Here is a 20,785-nt window from a genome sequence, read left to right on the forward strand (position 1 = left end):
CCCGTCCGTCATGTTCGTTCCGCCCGTCCCGGCGTTCCGGCCGGCGGTCCTCGCGCCGCGTTCTCCGCCCGTCATGCCCGTCCCGCCCGTTCCGCTCCGAAGGCTGAGACGACCTCAGGGAGGTCCCGGTGAACGCCCCGCCCGAATGGGAGGAGCTGGTCTCCGCCGCGCTGGTCGGCACCGACCGCCGCCCCCTGCCCGGTACGGCGGCCCCCGAGGTCGAGCTGCTCGAACGCGCCGCGGTGCACACCGTGCGGACGCGGGCGGGCCGCCGCCCCCTGGCCGCCGAGCCGGTGGACGCCGCCCCGCCCGAGGAACGGCCGGCGGTCTCCCGCCCGGCGGCCGACCGGCTCGCCCGGATCCTCGGCGGCGAGCAGCCGAGACTGCTTCCCGAGTGGCTGCGCGTCGCGGCCGGGCACCGCCTCCGCGTCCCGCCGCACCTGCTGCCCGAGCTGCTCGACCAGGCCGCCCGCGACCGGTCCATCCGGCCCCACCTCGGCGTCCTCGCCGGAAACCGGGGCCGGTGGCTGGCCGGTCTCAACCCTGCCTGGAGCTTCCTGCTGCGCGAGCCCACCGCCCCTGCCGCCGCCCCCGTCCCCGCCCCCGCTTCGACCGGAGTCTCCGCCGGCCCGGCCGGAGCCGGCGTCGTCCCTGGTTCCCCCGGTGACCCGCAGGGCCCTGTCGCCTCCGGTGGCCCCGATGAACCGCGGCGCCCCGGCGGCGCGCCGGACGTCTGGGAGCTGGGCGCCCCCGGCGACCGCCGCGCCTTCCTGGCCGCGCTGCGGGCGGCCGACCCGGCGGCGGCCAGGAGCCTGCTCGCCCGGGGATGGGCGAAGGAGACCCCCGACGACCGCGCGGCGTTCCTGGAGATCCTCGCCGACCGGCTCTCACCGGACGACGAGCCGTTCCTGGAGGCCGCCCTCGACGACCGCCGCCGGGAGGTACGCCAGCTGGCCGCCGACCTGCTCACCCGGCTGCCCGGTTCGCAGCTGGCCACGCGGATGGCCGCGCGGGTCACGGGGTGGTTCGCCGCCGAGGACGGCCGGATCCGGGTCACCCCGCCCGTCGCCTGCGACGCCGCGATGGAGCGCGACGGCGTCCGCGCCAGGCCGCCGCACGGCACCGGCGAGCGGAGCTGGTGGCTCCAGCAGGCGGTGGCGCGCACCCCGCTCGGGGTGTGGCCGCGGCTGCTCGGGCATCCGCCCGGCGAGCTCGTCCGCATGAGGATCGCCGACTGGGGGCGCGAGGTCACGGCGGGATGGGTGCGGGCCGCCGTCCTTCAGGGCGACCCCGAGTGGGCGCGGGAGCTGTTCGACCACGACCCGCTCGCCGACCTGCTGGCCGTACTGCCCGACGCCGAGCGGGAGCGCGTCGCCGCCGGCTTCGTCAGGCGGCACGACCTCGACGGGCAGCTGATCATGGTGCTCGGAGGCGCCGCCGCGCCCTGGGGGCCCGAACTGGCCTCCGCCGTATTGGAGAAGATCATCGAGGTCTCCGGCACGCAGCCCTGGAACCTCGGCGAGCTGACCAGGCTCGCCGGCGAGCGCGTCGACCCCGCCCTGTACGGCGAGGCCGAGCGGCTCTCGCCCGAACCGCCCGTCCAGGAGGTCGCCGCCCTCCTGCGTTTCCGCCACGACATGGTGAAGGAGCTTTCTTGACAACGGTTCTGCGGGCCCACGCCGAAGACCAGTTCGCCGACGAGCTGGAGATCCTCGCCAAGGGCGACGACCGGCCCCGGCCGCCGGGCTGGAAGCTGTCGCCGTGGGCGGTGACGACGTACGTCATGGGCGACGGCGAGACGATCACGCCCAAGTACATCGGTCCCCGGCGCATCGTGGAGGTCGCCGTGGCCACCCTCGCCACCGACCGCGCGCTGCTGCTGCTCGGCGTGCCCGGCACCGCCAAGACCTGGCTGTCGGAGCACCTGGCCGCCGCGATCAGCGGTGACTCGACGCTCCTGGTGCAGGGCACGGCCGGCACCGCGGAGGAGGCCGTCCGCTACGGCTGGAACTACGCCCGGCTGCTCGCCGAGGGGCCGTCGCGCGAGGCGATCACCCCGAGCCCGGTGATGCGCGCGATGGCCGAGGGGCGGATCGCCCGGGTGGAGGAGCTGACCCGCATGCCCTCCGACGTCCAGGACGCGCTGATCACCGTGCTGTCGGAGAAGACGCTGCCGATCCCCGAGCTGAACGAGGAGGTCCAGGCGGCGCGCGGTTTCAACGTCATCGCCACGGCCAACGACCGCGACCGGGGCGTCAACGAGCTGTCCAGCGCGCTGCGCCGCAGGTTCAACACCGTCGTGCTGCCCGTCCCGGCCACCGCCGAGGAGGAGGTGGACATCGTCTCGCGCCGCGTCGGGCAGCTCGGCCGCTCCCTGGAGCTGCCCGAGACCCTGACCGGCCTCGCCGAGATCCGCCGCGTCGTCACGGTCTTCCGCGAGCTGCGCGCCGGCGTCACCGAGGACGGCCGCACCAAGGTCAAGTCGCCCAGCGGCACGCTCAGCACCGCCGAGGCGATCTCCGTCCTCACCGGTGGCATCGCCCTGGCCGCGCACTTCGGCGACGGGGTGCTGCGCCCCGCCGACGTCGCCGCCGGGATCGTCGGCGCCGTCGTCCAGGACCCGGTCTCCGACAGCGTCGTCTGGCGCGAATACCTCGAGACCGTCGTCCGAGAGCGCGAGGACTGGCGCGACTTCTACCGGGCCTGCCGCGATGCGGGCTGAGACGGTGCCCTCCGCCGGGGCCGCGACGCCGGGGCGGATCGCGCCGCGGGCCGGGGCGGCGCGCCCCGTGGGCGGTCCGGCTCGCGGCCGGGCGGCGGTCCCGGCGGCCGGGGGCGGCCGATGAGCGTCTCGGTGCTGGGGATCCGGCATCACGGGCCGGGGTCGGCGCGGTCCCTGAGAGACGAGCTCGAACGTCTCAAGCCGGACGTCGTCCTCATCGAAGGGCCGCCGGAGGCCGACGCGCTGATCGGGTCGGCCGCCGACCCGGGCCTCGAACCCCCGGTCGCGCTGCTGGCCCACGTGCCCGGAGAGCCGTCCAGGGCGGCGTTCTGGCCGTTCGCGGAGTTCTCCCCCGAGTGGCAGGCGATCCGGCACGCCGTGCGGACGGGCGTCCCGGTCCGCTTCTGCGACCTGCCCGCGGCCCACGGGCTCGCCCTCGACCGGGACGACTCGCCGGACGGCGGCCCCGCCGGTGACGGCCCCGGCGCGGGCACACCCGGCGCGGGCACACCCGGATCGGACGCGCCGGGTGACGGCCCCGGTGAGGCCCGGCCCGGGGACGTTCCCGATGACGGCTCCGGTGACGGCCCCGGCGCGGGCACGCCCGGCGACCGGCCGCGGGAACGCGACCGGGACGCGGCGGGGTCCGGGCCGCCGGCCGTACAGATCGACCCGATCGCGGTCCTCGCCCGCGCCGCCGGATACGACGACCCGGAACGCTGGTGGGAGGACGCGGTCGAGCACCGGGGCGACACGCCGTTCGAGGTGATCGCCGAGGCGATGACGGCTGTCCGCGACGGACACGTCCCCGACGCCCGCGAGGCCCGGCGCGAGGCGTACATGCGGCGCACGATCCGCAGGGCCGTCAAGGAGGGGTTCGAGCGGGTCGCGGTCGTCTGCGGCGCCTGGCACGTCCCCGCCCTGACCGGCGTCCCGGGCGGGGGCGGCTCCTGGGGCGCCGGGCTGCCCCCGGCCAGGGCCGACGACGCGCTGCTGCGGGGCCTGCCCAAGGTCAAGGCCGAGATCACCTGGGTGCCGTGGACGTACGGCAGGCTGGCCGCCTGGAGCGGCTACGGCGCCGGGGTGACGTCGCCGGGCTGGTACCACCACCTGTTCGCCTCCGCCGACCGGCCGGTGGAGCGGTGGCTGACCGCCGCCGCCGGCGTGCTGCGGGACGAGGGCCTGCCGGTCTCCTCGGCGCACGTCATCGAGGCGGTACGGCTGGCCGGAAGCCTGGCCGTGCTGCGCGGCCGGCCCCTGGCCGGGCTCGCGGAGGTCACCGAGGCCGTGCGGGCCGTACTGTGCGAGGGCGACGACCTGCCGGTGGAGCTGATCCAGCGGCGCATGGTCGTGGGGGAGCGGCTCGGCCACGTCCCCGACTCAACGCCGATGGTGCCGCTCCAGCGTCACCTGCGCGAGGAGCAGCGCCGGCTCCGGCTCAAGCCCGAGGCCCTCGACCGTGAGGTGGATCTCGACCTCCGCAGACCCCTCGACCTCGACCGCAGCAGGCTGCTGCACCGGCTGCGGCTGCTCGGCGTCGACTGGGGCGTCCCGGCGCGCAGCCGCGGCAAGGGCACCTTCCGCGAGTCGTGGACGCTCGCCTGGCGGCCGGAGTTCGACATCGACCTGATCGAGGCGGGCGCCTGGGGCACCACCGTCCCGGCCGCCGCCTCCGCCCGGGTCCGCGACCTGGCGGACGGCGGACCGCCCCCGGGCCCGCCCGCGGCCGGTGCCTCGGGTCCGGCGGGTTCAGCGGGTCCGGTCGTTCCCGGCGCGTTCCCCGGCGGTCCCGGTGCGTCCTCCGGCGGCCCCGGCGGCTCCGGTGGCCGGGGCTCCCCCCGGGTGTCGCTGGCCGACCTCACCGGGCTCGTCGAGCGTTGCCTGCTGGCCGATCTGCCGGACGCGCTGCCGTACGTCCTCGACACGCTGGCGGCGAGGGCGGCGCTCGACGGCGACGTCACGCACCTGATGGCCGCGCTCCCGGCGATGGTGCGCGCCCGGCGCTACGGCGACGTGCGCGGCACGCCCGCCGAGGGCCTGGCCGCGATCGTCGACGCCCTGCTCACCCGGATCTGTGTCGGGCTGGGCGCGGCGGTCACCGGCCTGGACGACGACGCCGCCCGCGACCTGCTGCGTCACCTCGACGAGGTGCACGCGGCCGTGGCCCTCCTCGACGACGGCCCCGCCGCCCCGGCGCCCCCTTCCGGCCCTTCCGGTGGCGTCTCCGGTGACGAGGCGCCGCGCGGGCGGTGGACGGCCGCGCTGCGCGGACTGTCCGGCCGTTCCGGCCTGCACGGGCTGATCGAGGGCCGGCTCACCAGGATCCTGCTGGACGCCGGCGACCTCGACGACGCGGAGGCCGGCCGGCGGATGGCGCTGTCCATGTCGGCGGGGCACCCCCCGGCCCGCGTGGCGGCCTGGATCGAGGGTTTCCTGTCCGGCGGTGGCCTGCTGCTCGTCCACGACGCCCGGCTGCTCGGGCTGGTCGACGGGTGGCTGACCGGTCTGGCCCCGGAGGTGTTCGTGGACGTGCTGCCGCTGCTGCGCAGGACGTTCGGCGCATTCGCCGCGCCGGAGCGGCGCTCGATCGGCTCCCGGGTCCGGGCGCTCGGCACGCGGGAGACCGCCGCCGCGGCCGACGAGATCGACGAGGCACGCGCGGCCGGCGCGGTGCGGACCGTGCTGGCGCTGCTGGGAAGGACGGAGGGGGCATGACCGCACAGGAGACGGGCGCGGATCCGGCGGACGACGAGAGGCTGCGCCGCTGGCGGCTCGTGCTCGGCGGGGACGCCGACGGCACCGGGTGCGCGCTGTCCGGCGCCGACGCCCGGATGGACGACGCCCTGGCCGCCCTCTACAACCGCGACGGCGGCGAGGGGCCGGGGGAGCAGCGGAGCGGCGGCCTGGGCGCCTCGGCGCCCCGGGTGGCGCGCTGGCTGGGCGACATCCGCTCCTACTTCCCCTCGACCGTCGTCCAGGTCATGCAGAAGGACGCCGTGGAGCGGCTGAACCTCACCCGGCTGCTGCTGGAGCCGGAGATGCTGGAGGCCGTCGAGCCGGACGTGCACCTGGTCGGCACCCTCCTCTCGCTGAACCGGGTGATGCCGGAACAGGCGCGCGAGTCGGCCCGGGCGGTGGTCCGCAAGGTCGTCTCGGAGCTGGAGCGGCGGCTCACCCAGAAGACCAGGGCGGCCGTCACCGGGGCGCTGGACCGTTCGGCGCGGACCCACCGGCCCAGACGCGCCGCCGACATCGACTGGGACCGTACGATCCGGGCGAATCTCAAGAACTACCTGCCCGACCGCGGCACCGTGGTGCCCTCCAGGCTCGTCGGGTACGGCAGGCGGCAGCGCGCCGTCCAGCGCGAGGTCGTGCTGTGCATCGACCAGAGCGGGTCGATGGCGGCCTCCGTCGTCTACTCCAGCGTCTTCGGCGCGGTCCTCGCCTCGATGCGCTCGCTGCGGACGTCGCTGGTGGTCTTCGACACCGCGGTCGTCGACCTCACCGACCGGCTCCACGACCCGGTGGAACTGCTGTTCGGCACCCAGCTCGGCGGCGGCACCGACATCAACCGCGCCATCGCCTACGGTCAGGGCCTCATCACCCGGCCCACCGACTCCATCTTCATCCTGATCAGCGACCTGTACGAGGGCGGCGTCCGGGAGGAGATGCTGCGCCGGGTCGCGCAGATGACGGCGGCCGGGGTCCAGGTGATCGTGCTGCTCGCGCTGTCGGACGAGGGCGCGCCCTTCTACGACCGGGACAACGCCGCCGCGCTGGCGGCGCTGGGCGTCCCCGCGTTCGCCTGCACCCCCGACGCCTTCCCCGGCCTGATGGCCGCCGCGATCGAGCGGCGCGACATCGGCGGGTGGGCCGAGCGGGAGCTGGGCCGCACGGCCACCTGACCACCGATCCGTGCGGCCACCGATCCGTGCGGCCACCGGGCCGTCGGCCATCCGGCCACCAGGTCGCCCGGCCACCAGGTCGTGCGGCCACCTGACACCGGCGGGGACGGGAACGGAGGCCCTGTCCCCGCCGGACGCCGGCCGGCGGCCCCGGTGGATTTTTGGCCCATTCCAACGATGCGTTTGACTTTCCGGGCGAACTATGTGAATCCACCGTCTGATAGCGTCGCCGTCATGCCGGGATCATGTGTCGTGTCCATTGACACGGAATTCGCGTGGGGCGTCGACCCCTCCGGCCTGTCGCGTTATTCGCGGTTTTTCGACGAGGAGCCCCGAACCGTCCGCCGCCTGATCGACCTGCTGGACGAATATCTGATTCCTGCGACGTGGGCGGTCGTCGGGCGCCTTCTGCTGGAACCGGACGGGGAAAGGCGGCGGACCCCAGAGAGCTGGTACCACGCGCCGTACATCCTGGACTGGATCCTCGGCGCACGCGCTCCGCACGAGATCGGCACCCACACCTTCAGCCACCTTCACACCGGGAATCCGTCGGTGACCCGTGAGGAATGGGTGAGCGACCTGGAAACGGCGGTCCGGACGGCCCGCGAACTCGGGGTGGACATACGTTCCATTGTTTATCCCCGCAACCAGGTGGCGTACACCGAAATTCTCCCTGATTTCGGAATCATCGCGTACCGGGGGGTCGAAAAGACCTGGTACGGCAGCGGCCGGGGCGGCCTGCATTTCCTGGACCGGGCCCTCGGAGTGGCCTCCCCGACCTATTCCCCGTCCGGGCTCAGAGAGGGCGACCGCCTGGTCAACATCCCGGCGTCACAGTTCCTCATGGGGGACAACGGCGTACGGAGGATGATCCCGCCCTCCTCCCGGATCAGGCAGGCCAGGCTGGCCCTCGACCGCGCGGCCCGGCGGGGGGAGATCTACCACCTGTGGTTCCACCCCTTCAACCTGGGCGGCGGCGGACGGATGTTCCAGACGCTGGAGCGGATCCTGCGGGACGTGGCCGCGCGCCGCGAGCGGGGAGAGCTGACCGTCGTGACGATGGGCGAGGCGGCCCGACTCGTCCTCCAGGAGACGGCCGGCCGAACCACGGGACGGCCCGATCACATCGTGGGAGGGACCGGCCACGCCACCGGACTGACCGGCAGCACCTCCGGGCGGACCGGCGACGCCTCCGGACGGGCCGGCCACGCCCCGGGACCGGCCGGCGACCCCACGGGGCGGCGGAGCCCGGCGTGAGGCCCGTGGTCGTCCTGGCCTCCCGCAGCAGGACGTCGTACCTGCTGATAAACCACCTGGCGGCCAGGTTCGACGTGGCCGCGGTGGTCTTCGAGAAGAAGCACCGCGGGAGGTTCCTCCGCCACCGGCTGCGCAGACTCGGCCCGCTCCGGGTGGCGGCGCAGCTGGCGTTCGTCCTCTACGACCGCCTGGTGATAGCGCCGAGGTCGCGCGCCACCGTCGAGCGGCTGCTCGCCGGTCACGACGTGCGCCCGCCCGACGGGCGGCTCAGGGTGCTGGACGTCGCCTCCGTCAACGGGCCGGAGGTGACGGACCTCCTCCTCGGGGAGCGGCCCTCGGCGGTCGTGGTGTCCGGCACGGGCATCATCGCCGGACGGGTGCTCGGCCTCGCTCCGGCCTTCATCAACATCCACACCGGCATCACGCCGAGATACCGGGGGGTGCACGGCGGCTTCTGGGCGGTGTGCGAGGGCCGGGCGGACCTGGCCGGGACGACGGTCCACCTGGTCGACCCCGGCGTCGACACCGGCGGGATCCTCTTCCAGGAGACCGTCTCCGTCGATCCCTTCGAGGACACGTACCGCACGCTCCCCGTGAAGCAGTACCTGGCCGCCCTCGACGCCATGGCGGAGGCCGTACGCCAGGTGACGAGCGGGCGGGCGCGGCCGTACCGGCGGTCCGACCTCGGCAGCGAGCAGTGGTACACGCCCACGCTCCGCGACCACCTCCGGTTCCGGCGCGCGATGAGGACGCTCCGCGGGCGGTCCGGCGACCGCTCCACGCCGGAGGCGGCGCCCGTCGCGCAGGGGGATCCGCGGGCCCCGGCCCGGAACCCGGGACCGAGGGGCCGCGCGCCGTACGCCCGGTCCTAGGACCAAGGACCCGTCGTACGGCCGACGCGGTGCGCGGGCGCCCGCCGTACGCTCCCATTCGTGACGACTACCACGACCACCGCGCCGGCGGAGGGGATCTTCGCCGTACGCCACCGAGCCCTCACCGTGGGCCTGGTGGCGATCATCACCCTTGTCGCGTTCGAGTACCTGGCGGTGGCGACCGCCATGCCGGTCGTGGCGGACGAGCTGCACGGGCAGGGACTGTACGCGCTGGCGTTCAGCGGGGCGCTGGCCGCCGGCGTGGTCGCCACGGTGCTGGGCGGGCGGTGGAGCGACGTCTCCGGGCCGGTCGCGCCGCTGTGGACCGGCGTGGCGACCTTCATCGCGGGCCTGGTGGTGGCGGGGGCCGCGCCGACGATGGACGTGTTCCTCGCCGGCCGGTTCGTCCAGGGGTTCGGCGGCGGCGTCTTCCAGGTCTCGATGTACGTGCTGGTCTCCCGGGCCTACCCGGCGACACTCCACCCCCGGGTGTTCTCCGTCTTCGCCACCGCCTGGGTGGTGCCGTCCATGGTCGGCCCTGCGGTCGCCGGATTCGTGGTGGAGAACACCGGCTGGCGCTGGATCTTCGGCGGCGTGGCCGTGCTCGTCCTCCCGGCCGCGCTGCTGCTCCTGCGTGGCCTGACCACCACGCCGATGTCGGAGCGGCCGCCGCGGGGGGAGCTGACCCCGATCGGGCGGCGACTGGGCTGGGCGATGCTGGCGGCGACCGGCGCGGCGCTCATGCAGTACGGCGGCGCGGCCCGCGGCGCGGGCCTGCTCCTGCTCCTCGCCGGCCTGGCGCTGCTGGCCGGGTCGCTGCCCCGGCTGCTGCCCGCCGGCGCGCTGCGCGCCGCCCGCGGCCTGCCCGCGGTGGTCGGGCTGCGCGGGATCGCGGCGGGCGCGATCATGGGCGGCGAGGCGTTCCTGCCGCTGATGCTCAACCAGCAGCGCGGCCTGACCCTCACCATGGCCGGCCTCACCCTGACCGGCGGCGCGCTGAGCTGGTCGTTCGGCTCGTGGGTGGTGGGGCGCAAGCGGATGGACCGGGTGCTCGTCCTGCGGTCGGGCATGGTGCTCATCACCGTGGGCCTCGCGCTGATGGCCGTCACCGTCTTCACGGCGGTCCCGGTCGCCGTCGCGTTCCTCGCGGAGATCATCGCGGGCCTCGGCATCGGCATCGTGTACCCGACGCTGTCGGTGCTGGTCCTGGAGCTGTCGAGGCCGGGGGAGGCGGGGGAGAACAGCGCGTCGATGGGCGTGGCGGAGTCGGTCTACACCGTCGTGTCGATCGCGGTCGCCGGCGCTGTGCAGGCCGTCCTCGGCGCCGCGACCCTGACCTATGTCCTCTCCTTCGTCCTCGTCGCCCTGCTGGCGGCGGCCGGGGCACTCGTCGCGGGCAGAGTCAGAACCTGATTACCGTTGGAGCATGGGAAGAACGCCGCTCTCCTCCGTGTTGAGACGCAAGTCCCGCCTCCGGGCGGGATTCGTGTTTCGGCGCTTCGGGGAGATCAAGGGGGTTTCATGCCGCGCGTACGTGAGCTAGAGGTGTTCCGGGTGGTCCTGCCGTACGGCAGGCGGCCCGAGAGCCTCATGGTCCGGCTCACCGACTACGGGGGCATGACCGGATGGGGCGAGGTCGTCGATCCCGACGCCAAGACGTGGGCGGCGATGGAGGAGGGGCTCGGCAGGGCGCTGATCGGCGTCGACTGGGAGCATCCCGACGAGCTGGGCGTGGTCCCCGGGGGCTCCGCCTCCGACATGGCCTGCTGGGACCTGTGGGCCCGGATGTGCGGCGTGCCGCTGTCCCACGCGCTGGGCGGCAACCGCACCTACCTGACCGCCACCGTCCGGATAGCCGCCGAGCGCGACCTGGACAGCCTGGTCGCCCGGGTGAACCGCCATGTCTGCGCGGGATACACCCACGTCACCCTGGACGTCCACCCCGGCTGGGACATCGAGCCGCTGCGCGCCGTCCGCCGTACGTACCCGGCGCTGGGCATCGGCGTGGACGCCCACGGCGCCTACACCGACGTCGGCGCGCTGGAGGCGCTGGACGGCTACGCGCTCTCCGCCATCGAGCGACCCTTCGCCGGGCCCGCCGGCTTCGCCGACCACGCCGACCTTCAGGAGCGGGTCGCCGCGCCGGTCCTGCTGGAGACGTCCTCGGTGGCCGGATTGTGCGAGGCGATCGCCGCGGGGGCCGGGCGGGCGCTGCTGCTGCGTCCCGCGGCCATGGGGTCGCTGCGCGAGGTGCGCCGGGCACACGACCATGCCGTCGCCGCGGGCTGGGAGATCTCCTGCGCCGGCGGGCAGGGCGGCGGGCTCGCGCGGGCGGCCACGGTCGCCGCGGCCAGCCTGCCGGGCTGCGGCCTGCCGTGCGACGTCGCCGAGCCGCCGCGCAGCGCCCAGATCGTGACGCCGCCGGTCGGAGCGTCCGGCGGGGTGGTGGCGGTGCCGCTCACCCAGCCGGGCCTCGGCCACAACGTCGACGAGACCCGCGTCCGCCGCCTGGCGAAGGAGTCGTACGCGGCCTGACGGCCGGCCGGGGCCCGCCCGGCCCGGTCCGGTTCCGGCGCTTCATCGGCCCGGCCATCAGTGTGAGTGGTTCCGCCATGCCAGAGATTCCGGCCACCCCGTCGACTTTTCCGTAACGACCCGGGCGCGGCATAAGGATAATTTATATTGGCTGCATGGCTTGGGAGATCACGCTGCACACCGAGGTGAACGCCTGGTTCCTCGACATCTGCAAGAACGACCCGGCCGCCGCGGAGAAGATCGAAGAGGCGCTGGACGAACTCGCCCTGCAAGGTCCGAAGCTCGGCCGCCCGCTGGCCGACCGGATCCACCGCTCCCGCGTCCTGCACAACCTCAAGGAGCTACGCCCCCGGGTACCGGGCGGAGCGGAGATCCGCCTGCTGTTCGTCTTCGACCCCACTCGGGAGGCCATCGTGCTGGTCGCCGGCGACAAAACAGGAGAATGGAACCGGTGGTACCGCACGGCGATCCCCTGGCGGAGGAACGCTACGCCGCATACCGTATCGAGAAGGAAAAGGAGGAGCACCGATGAGCGAGTTCGTGAAGTGGTCCGACACCAAGGCCAGGCTTCGCGAGATCGACCCCGAGTGGGACTCCCCCGAGCGCGTCGCGGCACGGGAGGCCGGTCGCGAGCAGTTGCGAGCGGAACTGCGCGGCACCCAGCTCGCCGAGATGCGCAAGCGACTGGGCGTCTCCCAGAAGCTTCTCGCCGAGCGCATGGGGGTCTCCCAGGCGCGCGTGTCCCAGATCGAGCACGGCCGGATCGGCGGTCTGGACACCCTGCGTTCCTATGTCGTCGCACTGGGCGGGACGCTGGACGTGGTGGCGGACTTCGGCGACCACGCCGTGAGGGTCGCCTGAACCGTCTCCGGACGCGGGCGATGGGCGAGCGGCCCCTGTGGAATGGCGGGTGACGTGGATGAACTGATCATGTTCCTGCGCCGGCGCATCGACGAAGACGAGCGAGAATGGCGCAGCCCGCCTCGGAAGCTGAGGTCGATGGCCGCGAAGATGCTCGGTGACGTCGAGACGAGGCGACAGATGATCGACCGCATCTCCAACGGTGAGCGGACCCATGATGATCTCCTGACCTTGATGGCGCTCGCCGGACGCTATTTCGACCATCCCGACTTTCAATCGAAGTGGTGGACATATCCGGATTGATCGCTCGGGCGAGGGTGCTCCGGCTTCAGGATGATCAGGCGCGCTCTGTAGAGGACCGTAGAAGGCTGAGGCGAGGTCCGGTCGGCCCGCCGGTCGCCCTGAAATAGGATGCCGCGCATGTCCTCCCCCGAGACCGGACACGGTGCGGTCGATCCTGAAACCCCCGCCGGGGACCATGGCCGCGAGGGCGACGCCCCGGCGCACGACGTCCTCGGCCCCGGCTACGAGCTCACCGTCCTGCCCATGGCCGACGACGACGAGGGGAAGGTCGTCGCCACGCTGGTGCGCCGGCGCGCCGCGGAGCCCGCGCGCGGTGCCGTGCTGTACGTCCACGGGTTCACCGACTACTTCTTCCAGAGCCACCTGGCCGAGCACTTCGCCGCCGGAGGGTTCGACTTCTACGCCCTCGACCTGCGCAAGTACGGCCGCTCGCTGCTGCCGCACCAGACCCGCGGGTTCGTGCGCAGCGTCACCGAGTACTTCCCGGAGATCGACGAGGCGGTCCGGATCGTCCGCGAGCGGGACGGCCACGGCACGGTCGTCCTCAACGCCCACTCCACCGGCGGCCTGGTGACCGCGCTGTGGGCCGACCGGGTCCGCGGCCGCGGCCTCGTCCAGGGACTGATGCTGAACAGCCCCTTCCTCGACCTCAACGTCCCCGCCCCGCTGCGGATCGCGGCCGACCTGCTGAGGGGGCCGATGGCGAGGATGCCGCGGCGCGCCGTACTGCCCCTCGGCACCGCCACCGCCTACGGCACCAGCCTGCACCGCGACCACCACGGCGAGTGGGACTTCGACCTGGAGTGGAAGCCGATCGGCGGCTTCCCGGTGCACGCGGCCTGGCTGGCCGCGATCCGCCGGGCCCAGCGGCGCCTGCACGCCGGTCTGCGGGTGGACGTCCCGGTCCTGGTGCTCTGTGCCGCCAAGGGGCTGCGGCTGCGTGACTTCGCACCGGAGGCCCAGGCCGCCGACGTCGTGCTCGACCCCGAGCAGATCGCCCACTGGGCGACCAGGATCGGGCACCACGTGACGTGCGTGCGGGTGGCGGGCGGCGTGCACGACCTCGCGCTGTCGGCCGAGCCGGTCCGCGGGCGCGTCTTCACGGAGATGGACCGCTGGCTCGCCTGCTACGTCTGACCGAGCCGTACGGCCGGCCGCTCCCGCGGGCCTGTCTCCTGCACAAGGCCCACCAGGCCGTACGGCGCGCCGCCCCGGGCGGCCCCACCGGATCTACCAGGGGAAGGCGAACAGGCTGTAGTAGGCGCCGGCCACCAGCAGCACGCCGGTGCCGCCCAGCACCCCCGCCGTCGCCACGCGCTGCGCGCGGTTCGGCCGCCAGCCCTGCCCGATCCCGGAGGCGACCGCCGCGACGGCGGTGATCTCCTGCACCAGCATGAGCACCGCGAGGATCCGGATGACGAGCCAGCCCGAGAGCACCGCCGGCCACGCCCCCGCCTGGTTGACCGAGAACAGCACCAGCAACGTGAGGAACGCCGCCACCGCGGCCAGCAACCCCGCGCCGGTCCACGCCATCCGGCGCAGGCGGCGGCGGATCGGCGGCCACACCAGGGCACAGGTCTCGGCGTGCGGCCGCCGCCCGCGCAGCCGCACCACCATCTCCGCCACCGGCCCGGCGACGTATCCGGCGAGGGTCAGGAAGAGCGCGAGCGTCAGGACCGCGCCCCCGGCGTACCAGGGGGCGCTGGGCGGATCGCTGGCCTCGAACCGCTGGACGGGGGTGGCCCCGGCGACGCGCACGGCGGGCCGCGCGGTGCCGGGCAGGCCGGTGACCCAGTTGGCCAGGGTCGGCAGGTAGTCGCGGACGAACGGGCCGCCGTGGACCCGCATCCCGTGGTCGGCGCCGTCCAGGTAGCGGATCGTGTAGTCGGGGTTGCCGCCCGCGGTGAGCGCCTCGGTGAGCGCCCGGCTGCTCTCCACGAACGGGATCGACGGGTCGCGCGTGCCGTACAGGGCGAGGACCGGCTGGCGGACCCGGCGCAGTACGGGCGTCCCGTCGTAGCGCAGGAAGTTCATGTGGACGGCGCTCATCGCCCTGATGATGAGGTCGCGCACCCCGCCGGGCGCGTGCAGCCGGTCGAGCTGCTCGCCCATCGCCCAGGTGACCTGCCGCAGCGGGGAGACGTTGGGCGCCGACACCAGCACGGCGAAGGCGACGTCGGCGCTCCTGGCCGCCGCGATCGGGACCACCCAGCTGCCCTCGCTCACCCCCCACAGGCCCGTCCTGGCCGGGTCGACGTCGGGGCGCTCGCGCAGCAGGGTCAGCATGCGCAGCGCGTCGTCAGCGAGCAGGCCGAAGTCGCGGTCGCGGAAGTCGTAGCCGACCGTGCGCTTGTCGTAGGCCAGGGTGACGACGCCGGCCCTGGCCAGCCATTCGGCCTGGGTGGCGAACTCCCCGCGCAGCCCGGCGCCGGCCCCCTGGACGAACACCATGGCCGGGTGCCGGCCGGGCGTCAGCGGAGCCCGTACGGTGGCCTCCAGGGTCACGTCCCCGGCCTGGACGGTGATGTCCCGCGTGGTGATCGGGGCGGTCGCGGCCACCGGCCGGAGCTCGGCCGGGGGCTGGGCGGGCAGCGCACGGAAGACCGGCCCGGCGCTCAGCGGCGCGGGGTCGAACTGCGGTGGCAGGACGTAACCCACCAGCGCGAGAATGATCATGGCTATGCCTGCGGCGGCGCTCACCGCGCCCCGGCCAACCCGCATGCCGACCCGCTTCCCGATCGTCACCCGCCTCGCGGGAGGACCCCGCCCCCGGTGCGCGACCGGTACGGCCCCCCTGATCATCCAGGGTACCCAGCCCCGTGCCCGCGGGGTATGGGGCGTTTCCCATGTGACGCAAGTAGCCACATTTGCCTCCGTGGCCTGTTAGCTTCAGGTGACATGCGCCTGCTGCACACCTCGGACTGGCACCTGGGCCGTTCGTTCCACCGCGAGAGCCTCCTGGCCGCCCAGGAGGTCTTCGTCGACCACCTGGTCGAGACGGTCCGCGCCGAGAAGGTCGACGTGGTCGTGGTCTCCGGTGACGTCTACGACCGCGCGCTGCCCTCGGTCGACGCGGTGCGGCTGTGCGACGTGGCGCTGCGGCGGCTGGCCGCCGAGGGCGTCCGCACGGTGCTGATCAGCGGCAACCACGACTCGGCGCGCCGCCTCGGGTTCGGCGCGGACCTGATGGACGCCGCCGGGGTCCATCTGCGCACCGACCCCGGCCGGGCCGGTGAGCCCGTGGTGATCGACGACGTGGCGTTCTACGGCATCCCGTACCTGGAGCCGGAGCTGGTCCGCGGGCCGTGGGAGCTGCCCGAGCGCACCCACACCGCGGCCCTCGGGCACGCCATGTCGCTGGTCCGCGCCGACCTGGCGCGCCGGGGCGGCCGGTCCGTCGTCCTGGCCCACGCCTTCGTGACCGGCGGGCGGGCCAGCGACAGCGAGCGCGACATCAGCGTCGGCGGCGTCGCCCACGTCCCGGTCTCGGCCTTCGACGGCGTCGACTACGTCGCGCTGGGCCACCTGCACGGCCGCCAGACGATGAGCGGGACCGTCCGCTACTCCGGCTCCCCGATCGCCTACTCCTTCTCCGAGGAGGGGCAGGTCAAGGGCTCCTGGCTGGTGGACCTGGCGCCCGGCGGCGGGGTGAGCGCCGAGTTCGTCGAGGCGCCGGTGCCCCGTCCGATCCGCACGCTCAAGGGGCGTCTCGACGACCTGCTCACCTCGGCCGAGCACGCCCGCCACGAGGACCACTGGCTCCACGTGACGCTCACCGACCCGGTTCGGCCGAAGGGCGCCATGGAGCGGCTCAGGGCCCGCTTCGAGCACACCCTGGCGCTGTCCTTCGAGCCGGAGGGCGGCGTCCGCGAGACCGTGACGCAGCCGCGGCTGGCCGGCCGCGCCGAGATCGAGGTGGCGCTCGACTTCGTCCGTGAGGTGCGCGGCGAGGCCGCCGACGATCACGAGACCCGGTTGCTCCAGGAGGCCGTCGAGGCCTGCCGCATCAAGGAGGCGATGGCGTAGATGCGTCCGCACCGTCTGTGGATCAGCGCCTTCGGCTCCTTCCCCGGTGAGGAGGAGATCGACTTCGAGGCCCTCACCGAGGCCGGGCTGTTCCTGATCCAGGGCCCCACCGGCGCGGGCAAGACCACGGTGCTGGACGCGCTCTGCTACGCCCTCTACGGCAGGGTGCCGGGCAAGCGCGACAGCGCCAAGAGCCTGCGCTGCGACCACGCCCCGCCCGGCCGGGGGCCCAGCGTCGCGCTGGAGGTCACCGTCCGGGGGCGGCGGCTGCGGATCACCCGCTCCCCCGCCTGGCAGCGCCCCAAGAAGAAGGGCGTCGGCACCACGCGCGAGAACGAGAAGGCCGTGCTGCAGGAGCTCCTCCCCTCGGGGGAGTGGACGGGGCTGACCACCCGGGTCGACGAGGCCGGGGAGCTGATCGGCAACCTGCTGGGCATGAACGCCGACCAGTTCTTCCAGGTGGCGATGCTGCCCCAGGGCGACTTCGCCCGGTTCCTGCGCGCCGACGGGGAGGACCGCCGCCGGGTCCTGGAACGCCTGTTCACGGTACGGCTCTACGCCGCCGCCGAGAACTGGCTGGCCGAACGGCGGACCGAGGCCCACCGCGAGCAGCAGACGCTGCGCAGGGAGGTCGACTTCGCCGTCAAGCGCCTGGAGGAGGCCGCGGGCCCGGCCCTCCTCGCCGCCCTGACCGCCGCCCCCGAGGCGCCGGGGACGCCCGGCGGCGGGGACGCGGTGAACGGGGACGCCGCGGGAAGCACACGGGGCACCGGGGACGCCGGGGACACGGCGGACGGGGACGCCGCCGGGAGCACCGGGGACGCCGAGGGCATCCGGGACACCGAGGACATCGGAGACGCCACCACGGGGACCGGGAAGCCCGGGGACGAAGGGAGGCCCGGGGGCGAGGGGGACCTCGGGGACACCGGGGACACGACCGCCGCCCCCGTCCCGGCGCCGGACCCCGAGGACGACCCTCGGGGCTGGGCCGCCGCCCTGGAGGCGCTCGCCGCCCGGGAGGCCGCCCGGGCGGGCCTGGCCCGCGCCGACAGCGAGGCGGCGGTACGGCGGGCCCGCGCGGAGCTGGAGCGGGGCATGGCCCTGGCCGACCGGCGCCGCCGCCACGCCGACGCGCTGGCACGCGGTCACGCCCTGGAGGAGACCGCCGAGGAACGGGCCGACCTGGAGATCATCCTCGCCGAGGCGGCCCGCGCCGACCGGGTGCTGCCCTTCCTGCAGGCCGTCGAGCAGCGTGCCGGGGTCGCCGAGAAGGCCCGCGGCCTGGCCGCCGACGCCCTCGCCCGGGCACTGCCCCTGCTCGGACTCTCCGGCGACGACGCGGGCACCCCGAACGCCGAGAGCGCCCCGGACATCACGGCCGCCGTGGACGTCGCGTCCGGCGCGATCACCGCCGGCGGCGCGGCGGTCGCGGACGCCGTGGACGTCGCGATCGCCGCGGACGTCACCCCCGACCGCCTGACCGGACTGGAAGGCGATCGCCGCGCCGAGATCAGCCGGCTGGCGGAGCTGCGCGCCGAGGAGGCGCGCCTGGCGCGGATCCGCGAGGAGCGCGAGCGCGCCGCCGTCGAGATCGCCGATCTGGGCGCGGCCCAGGACGAGACCGACGCCCGTCTCGCGGTCCTGCCCGGCCTGCGCGAGGACGCCGAGGCCCGCCTGGCCGCGGTCCGCCTCGACGCGGCGCGCATCCCGGCCGCCGAGGCCGCCCGGCAGGCCGCCGCCGCCCGCCTGGCGGCGGCGGAGCACCGCGACCGCCTCGCCGCCGAGCTGGCGGACGCCCGCCGTGACGTCGCCGCCCGGCTCGCCGCCCTCCCGGACGCCCTCCGCCCGGCCGGAGGCCCCGCCGCCGCGGCCGCCCCCGGTGTGCCGGACGCTCCCGGCGCATCGGGCAGTCCCGGCGTATCGTCCGCTTCCGGCACGTCGGGCGGCCCCGCCGCGCTGCGCGAGGCGCTCGCCGTCCGTGAGCGCGAACGCGGCGAGGAACTGGCCGCACTGGAGGGCCTGCGGGCCGACGAGGACCGCCTGGCCGAGCTGGAGCACCTGCTGGCCGGCCTGGACGCCGAGCTGGCCGCCGCCGAGGCCCGGGAGGCCGTGCTCCAGGAGGCCCAGCGGGACCTCCCCGCCGCGCTGGGCGAGGTGGCCTCCCGGCTGGCCGAGGCCAGGTCGCGGGCGGCCCGGGTGTCCGCCGCGCGGGCCGCCGTGGACGCCGCCGCCGCCCGGCTCGACGCCGCCCGCCGCCGCGACGGGCTCGGCGTGGAGCTGGCGGAGGCCCGTACGGCCCTGGCCGCGGCGACCGACCACGCGCAGCGGCTCCGCGACCGTCACCTCGACCTCCGTCAGGCCCGGATCGACGGCATGGCGGCCGAGCTGGCGGCGAAGCTCAGCCCCGGCGAGCCCTGCGCGGTCTGCGGCTCGCCCGACCACCCCGCCCCGGCCGCCCCCGCCGCCGAGGCCCCCACCGCCGAGGACGAACGCGCCGCCCAGAGCGCCTACGACGCCGCGGCCGAACGGCGCCGGGCCGCCGAGGTCACCGTCACCGCCCTGGACTCCCGGCTCGGCGAGGCACTCAACGTCGCCGGAGACCTCACCGTGGCCGGAGCCGAGGAGGCCGTCGGCGAGGCCCGCCGTGAGCTGGCGGACCTGTCCGCCGCCGCGGAGACCGAGGCCGCGCTCACCGAGGAGGCCGAGCGCCTCGCGGCCGAGCTGGACGACACGCGACGGCGGGCCGCCGAGGCCTCCCGCGCGCTGGCCGAGGGCGGCGCCCGCAGGTCGGGCTGGCGGGCCGAGCACGACCGGCTGACCACCAGGCTGGACGACGCCCGCGGCGCCGACCCCACGGTCCAGGCCCGCCGCGACCGGCTCGCCGGGGAGGCCGCGCTGCTGGCCGCCGCGCTCGCCGCCGCCGTCCGCGCCGCCGACGCCGAGACCGCCCACCGCGACGCGTGCGCCGCCGCCGTCGCCGCCATGCCGGTCGGCTCGGAGCCGGCCGCCGCCGGTCCGACCGTGGCGGACGCCGCGGCCGGGCTGGCGGAGGCCGAGCGGGCCCTGGCCCGGCTGCGGGAGTCCGTCGCCGCCGAACCGGCGCTCGCCGAGCAGGCGGACCGGATCGCGGCCGAGCTGGAGGCGGCGCGGGAACGCTCGCGTGAGCTGGCGGTCACCCTGGCCGCCCGCCGTACGCACGCCGACAAGCTCGCGGCGGAGGAGGAGCGGCTGGCCGCGCGCCTCGACGAGGCCCGCGGTGACGACCCGAGCCTGACCGACCGGCTGGATCGGCTGGCCGACGAGGCGGAGCTGCTCAGGGAGGCGGCCGAGGCCGCCAGGGAGGAGCGGGTCGCCGCCGCCGAGCTGGGGGCGGCCCGGACCCGCGCCCTGGCCTCCGTCGCCGAGGCGGGCTTCCGGAGCGCCGACGACGCCCGTTCGGCGGTCCGTCCGCTCGCAGAGCAGGAGGAGAAGGCCGCGCGGCTGCGCGGGCTCGACGAGGAACGCGCCGCCGTCACCGCCATGCTGGCCGACCCGGAGCTGGTCGCCGCCGCCGCGGAGCCCGAGCCCGACCTCGACGGGCTGCGCGGGGACCACGACGCCGCCGACGAGGCCCACGCCGGCCTGCGGTCCGCCCTGCACGGCGCCGAGGTGCGCCGGGAGCGGCTGGCCGCGCTCCGCGCCGAGCTGGAGGGGTGCCTGGACCGCTGGCTGCCCGCCGCCGAACGGCACCGCCTGACCGAGCGGATGGCCGCCCTCACCGGCGGCACCTCCACCGACAACCGGTGGAACATGCGGCTGTCGTCCTACGTCCTCGGCGAGCGGCTGCGCCAGGTGGTCGCGGCGGCCAACGAGCGGCTCGACCACATGTCCGGCGGACGTTACCTGCTGGAGCACAACCTCGGCCGCTCCGCCGGAGACCGCAGCAGGTCAGGCGGCGGCCTGGGCCTGCGGATCCTGGACGGCTGGACCGGCGTGGACCGTGACCCGGCGACGCTGTCCGGCGGGGAGAGCTTCATCACCTCGCTGGCGCTCGCGCTGGGCCTGGCCGACGTGGTGACCGCCGAGGCCGGCGGAGTGGAGATCGGCACGCTCTTCGTCGACGAGGGCTTCGGCACGCTCGACGAGGACACCCTCGACGGCGTCCTCGACATCCTCGACGGCCTGCGCGACGGCGGCCGGGCCGTGGGCATCGTCAGCCACGTCGCCGAGCTGCGCACCCGCGTCCCGGCGCAGCTGCGGGTCCGCAAGGAACGCCGCGGCTCCACCCTGTCCGTGACCGGCGTCTGACCTCCGGGACGACGCGG

At 75.2% G+C, this 20,785-nt stretch carries 14 protein-coding genes and 1 pseudogene; 14 read left to right on the top strand and 1 reads right to left on the bottom strand.

From position 1 onward, the window contains the following. Positions 1–128: 128 nt before the first annotated feature. From ACFYSC_RS13625 to ACFYSC_RS13680, 12 genes and pseudogenes are all read left to right on the top strand, one after another. A complete protein-coding gene (locus ACFYSC_RS13625; RefSeq protein WP_389960812.1) occupies positions 129–1,658 on the top strand; it encodes a DUF5691 domain-containing protein in 1,530 nt (509 codons plus the stop codon). After that, on the top strand, positions 1,655–2,722 hold the full coding sequence (locus ACFYSC_RS13630; protein WP_389960814.1) for an AAA family ATPase: 1,068 nt from the start codon (positions 1,655–1,657) through the stop codon (positions 2,720–2,722). Before ACFYSC_RS13625 ends, ACFYSC_RS13630 begins: the two co-directional genes overlap by 4 nt. A 120-nt stretch (positions 2,723–2,842) precedes the next feature. Further along, positions 2,843–5,437, top strand: a complete 2,595-nt coding sequence (locus ACFYSC_RS13635) for a DUF5682 family protein (protein WP_389960816.1) — start codon at positions 2,843–2,845, stop codon at positions 5,435–5,437. After that, a complete protein-coding gene (locus tag ACFYSC_RS13640) occupies positions 5,434–6,627 on the top strand; it encodes a VWA domain-containing protein (protein WP_389960818.1) in 1,194 nt (397 codons plus the stop codon). Before ACFYSC_RS13635 ends, ACFYSC_RS13640 begins: the two co-directional genes overlap by 4 nt. 252 nt (positions 6,628–6,879) lie before the next feature. Next, a complete protein-coding gene (locus ACFYSC_RS13645; RefSeq protein WP_389960820.1) occupies positions 6,880–7,884 on the top strand; it encodes a polysaccharide deacetylase family protein in 1,005 nt (334 codons plus the stop codon). Continuing rightward, positions 7,881–8,756 (top strand): formyl transferase, encoded by an 876-nt coding sequence (locus tag ACFYSC_RS13650; protein WP_389960822.1) that lies wholly within the window; start codon positions 7,881–7,883, stop codon positions 8,754–8,756. Before ACFYSC_RS13645 ends, ACFYSC_RS13650 begins: the two co-directional genes overlap by 4 nt. Positions 8,757–8,816: 60 nt before the next feature. Then, positions 8,817–10,169 (top strand): MFS transporter, encoded by a 1,353-nt coding sequence (locus tag ACFYSC_RS13655; RefSeq protein WP_389960824.1) that lies wholly within the window; start codon positions 8,817–8,819, stop codon positions 10,167–10,169. 108 nt (positions 10,170–10,277) lie between these two features. Then, positions 10,278–11,291 carry an enolase C-terminal domain-like protein gene (locus tag ACFYSC_RS13660; protein WP_389960826.1) on the top strand — a complete coding sequence of 338 codons (1,014 nt, stop codon included), beginning with the start codon at positions 10,278–10,280 and terminating at the stop codon, positions 11,289–11,291. Positions 11,292–11,446: 155 nt separating this feature from the next. Further along, a pseudogene (locus ACFYSC_RS13665) lies at positions 11,447–11,704 on the top strand (type II toxin-antitoxin system RelE/ParE family toxin); the annotation flags it as partial. A gap of 115 nt (positions 11,705–11,819) precedes the next feature. Beyond that, on the top strand, positions 11,820–12,152 hold the full coding sequence (locus tag ACFYSC_RS13670; RefSeq protein WP_389960828.1) for a helix-turn-helix domain-containing protein: 333 nt from the start codon (positions 11,820–11,822) through the stop codon (positions 12,150–12,152). A 54-nt stretch (positions 12,153–12,206) separates the two neighbouring features. After that, a complete protein-coding gene (locus ACFYSC_RS13675) occupies positions 12,207–12,455 on the top strand; it encodes a DUF6221 family protein (RefSeq protein WP_389960830.1) in 249 nt (82 codons plus the stop codon). A gap of 117 nt (positions 12,456–12,572) precedes the next feature. Further along, entirely contained in the window at positions 12,573–13,592 is a 1,020-nt protein-coding gene (locus ACFYSC_RS13680; protein ID WP_389960831.1) for an alpha/beta hydrolase, read from the top strand. A gap of 93 nt (positions 13,593–13,685) precedes the next feature. On the opposite strand, the gene ACFYSC_RS13685 is transcribed toward ACFYSC_RS13680, so the two are convergent. Continuing rightward, positions 13,686–15,131 (bottom strand): alpha/beta hydrolase family protein, encoded by a 1,446-nt coding sequence (locus ACFYSC_RS13685; RefSeq protein ID WP_389960833.1) that lies wholly within the window; start codon positions 15,129–15,131, stop codon positions 13,686–13,688. A gap of 222 nt (positions 15,132–15,353) precedes the next feature. On the opposite strand from ACFYSC_RS13685, the gene ACFYSC_RS13690 reads away from it, so the two are divergent. Beyond that, positions 15,354–16,481 (top strand): exonuclease SbcCD subunit D, encoded by a 1,128-nt coding sequence (locus ACFYSC_RS13690; protein ID WP_362929447.1) that lies wholly within the window; start codon positions 15,354–15,356, stop codon positions 16,479–16,481. Continuing rightward, on the top strand, positions 16,482–20,768 hold the full coding sequence (locus ACFYSC_RS13695; RefSeq protein WP_389960835.1) for an AAA family ATPase: 4,287 nt from the start codon (positions 16,482–16,484) through the stop codon (positions 20,766–20,768). It begins immediately after the preceding gene. Positions 20,769–20,785: the final 17 nt, after the last annotated feature.

The sequence above is a fragment of the Streptosporangium sp. NPDC004379 genome, assembly GCF_042873875.1.
Taxonomy (GTDB): domain Bacteria; phylum Actinomycetota; class Actinomycetes; order Streptosporangiales; family Streptosporangiaceae; genus Streptosporangium.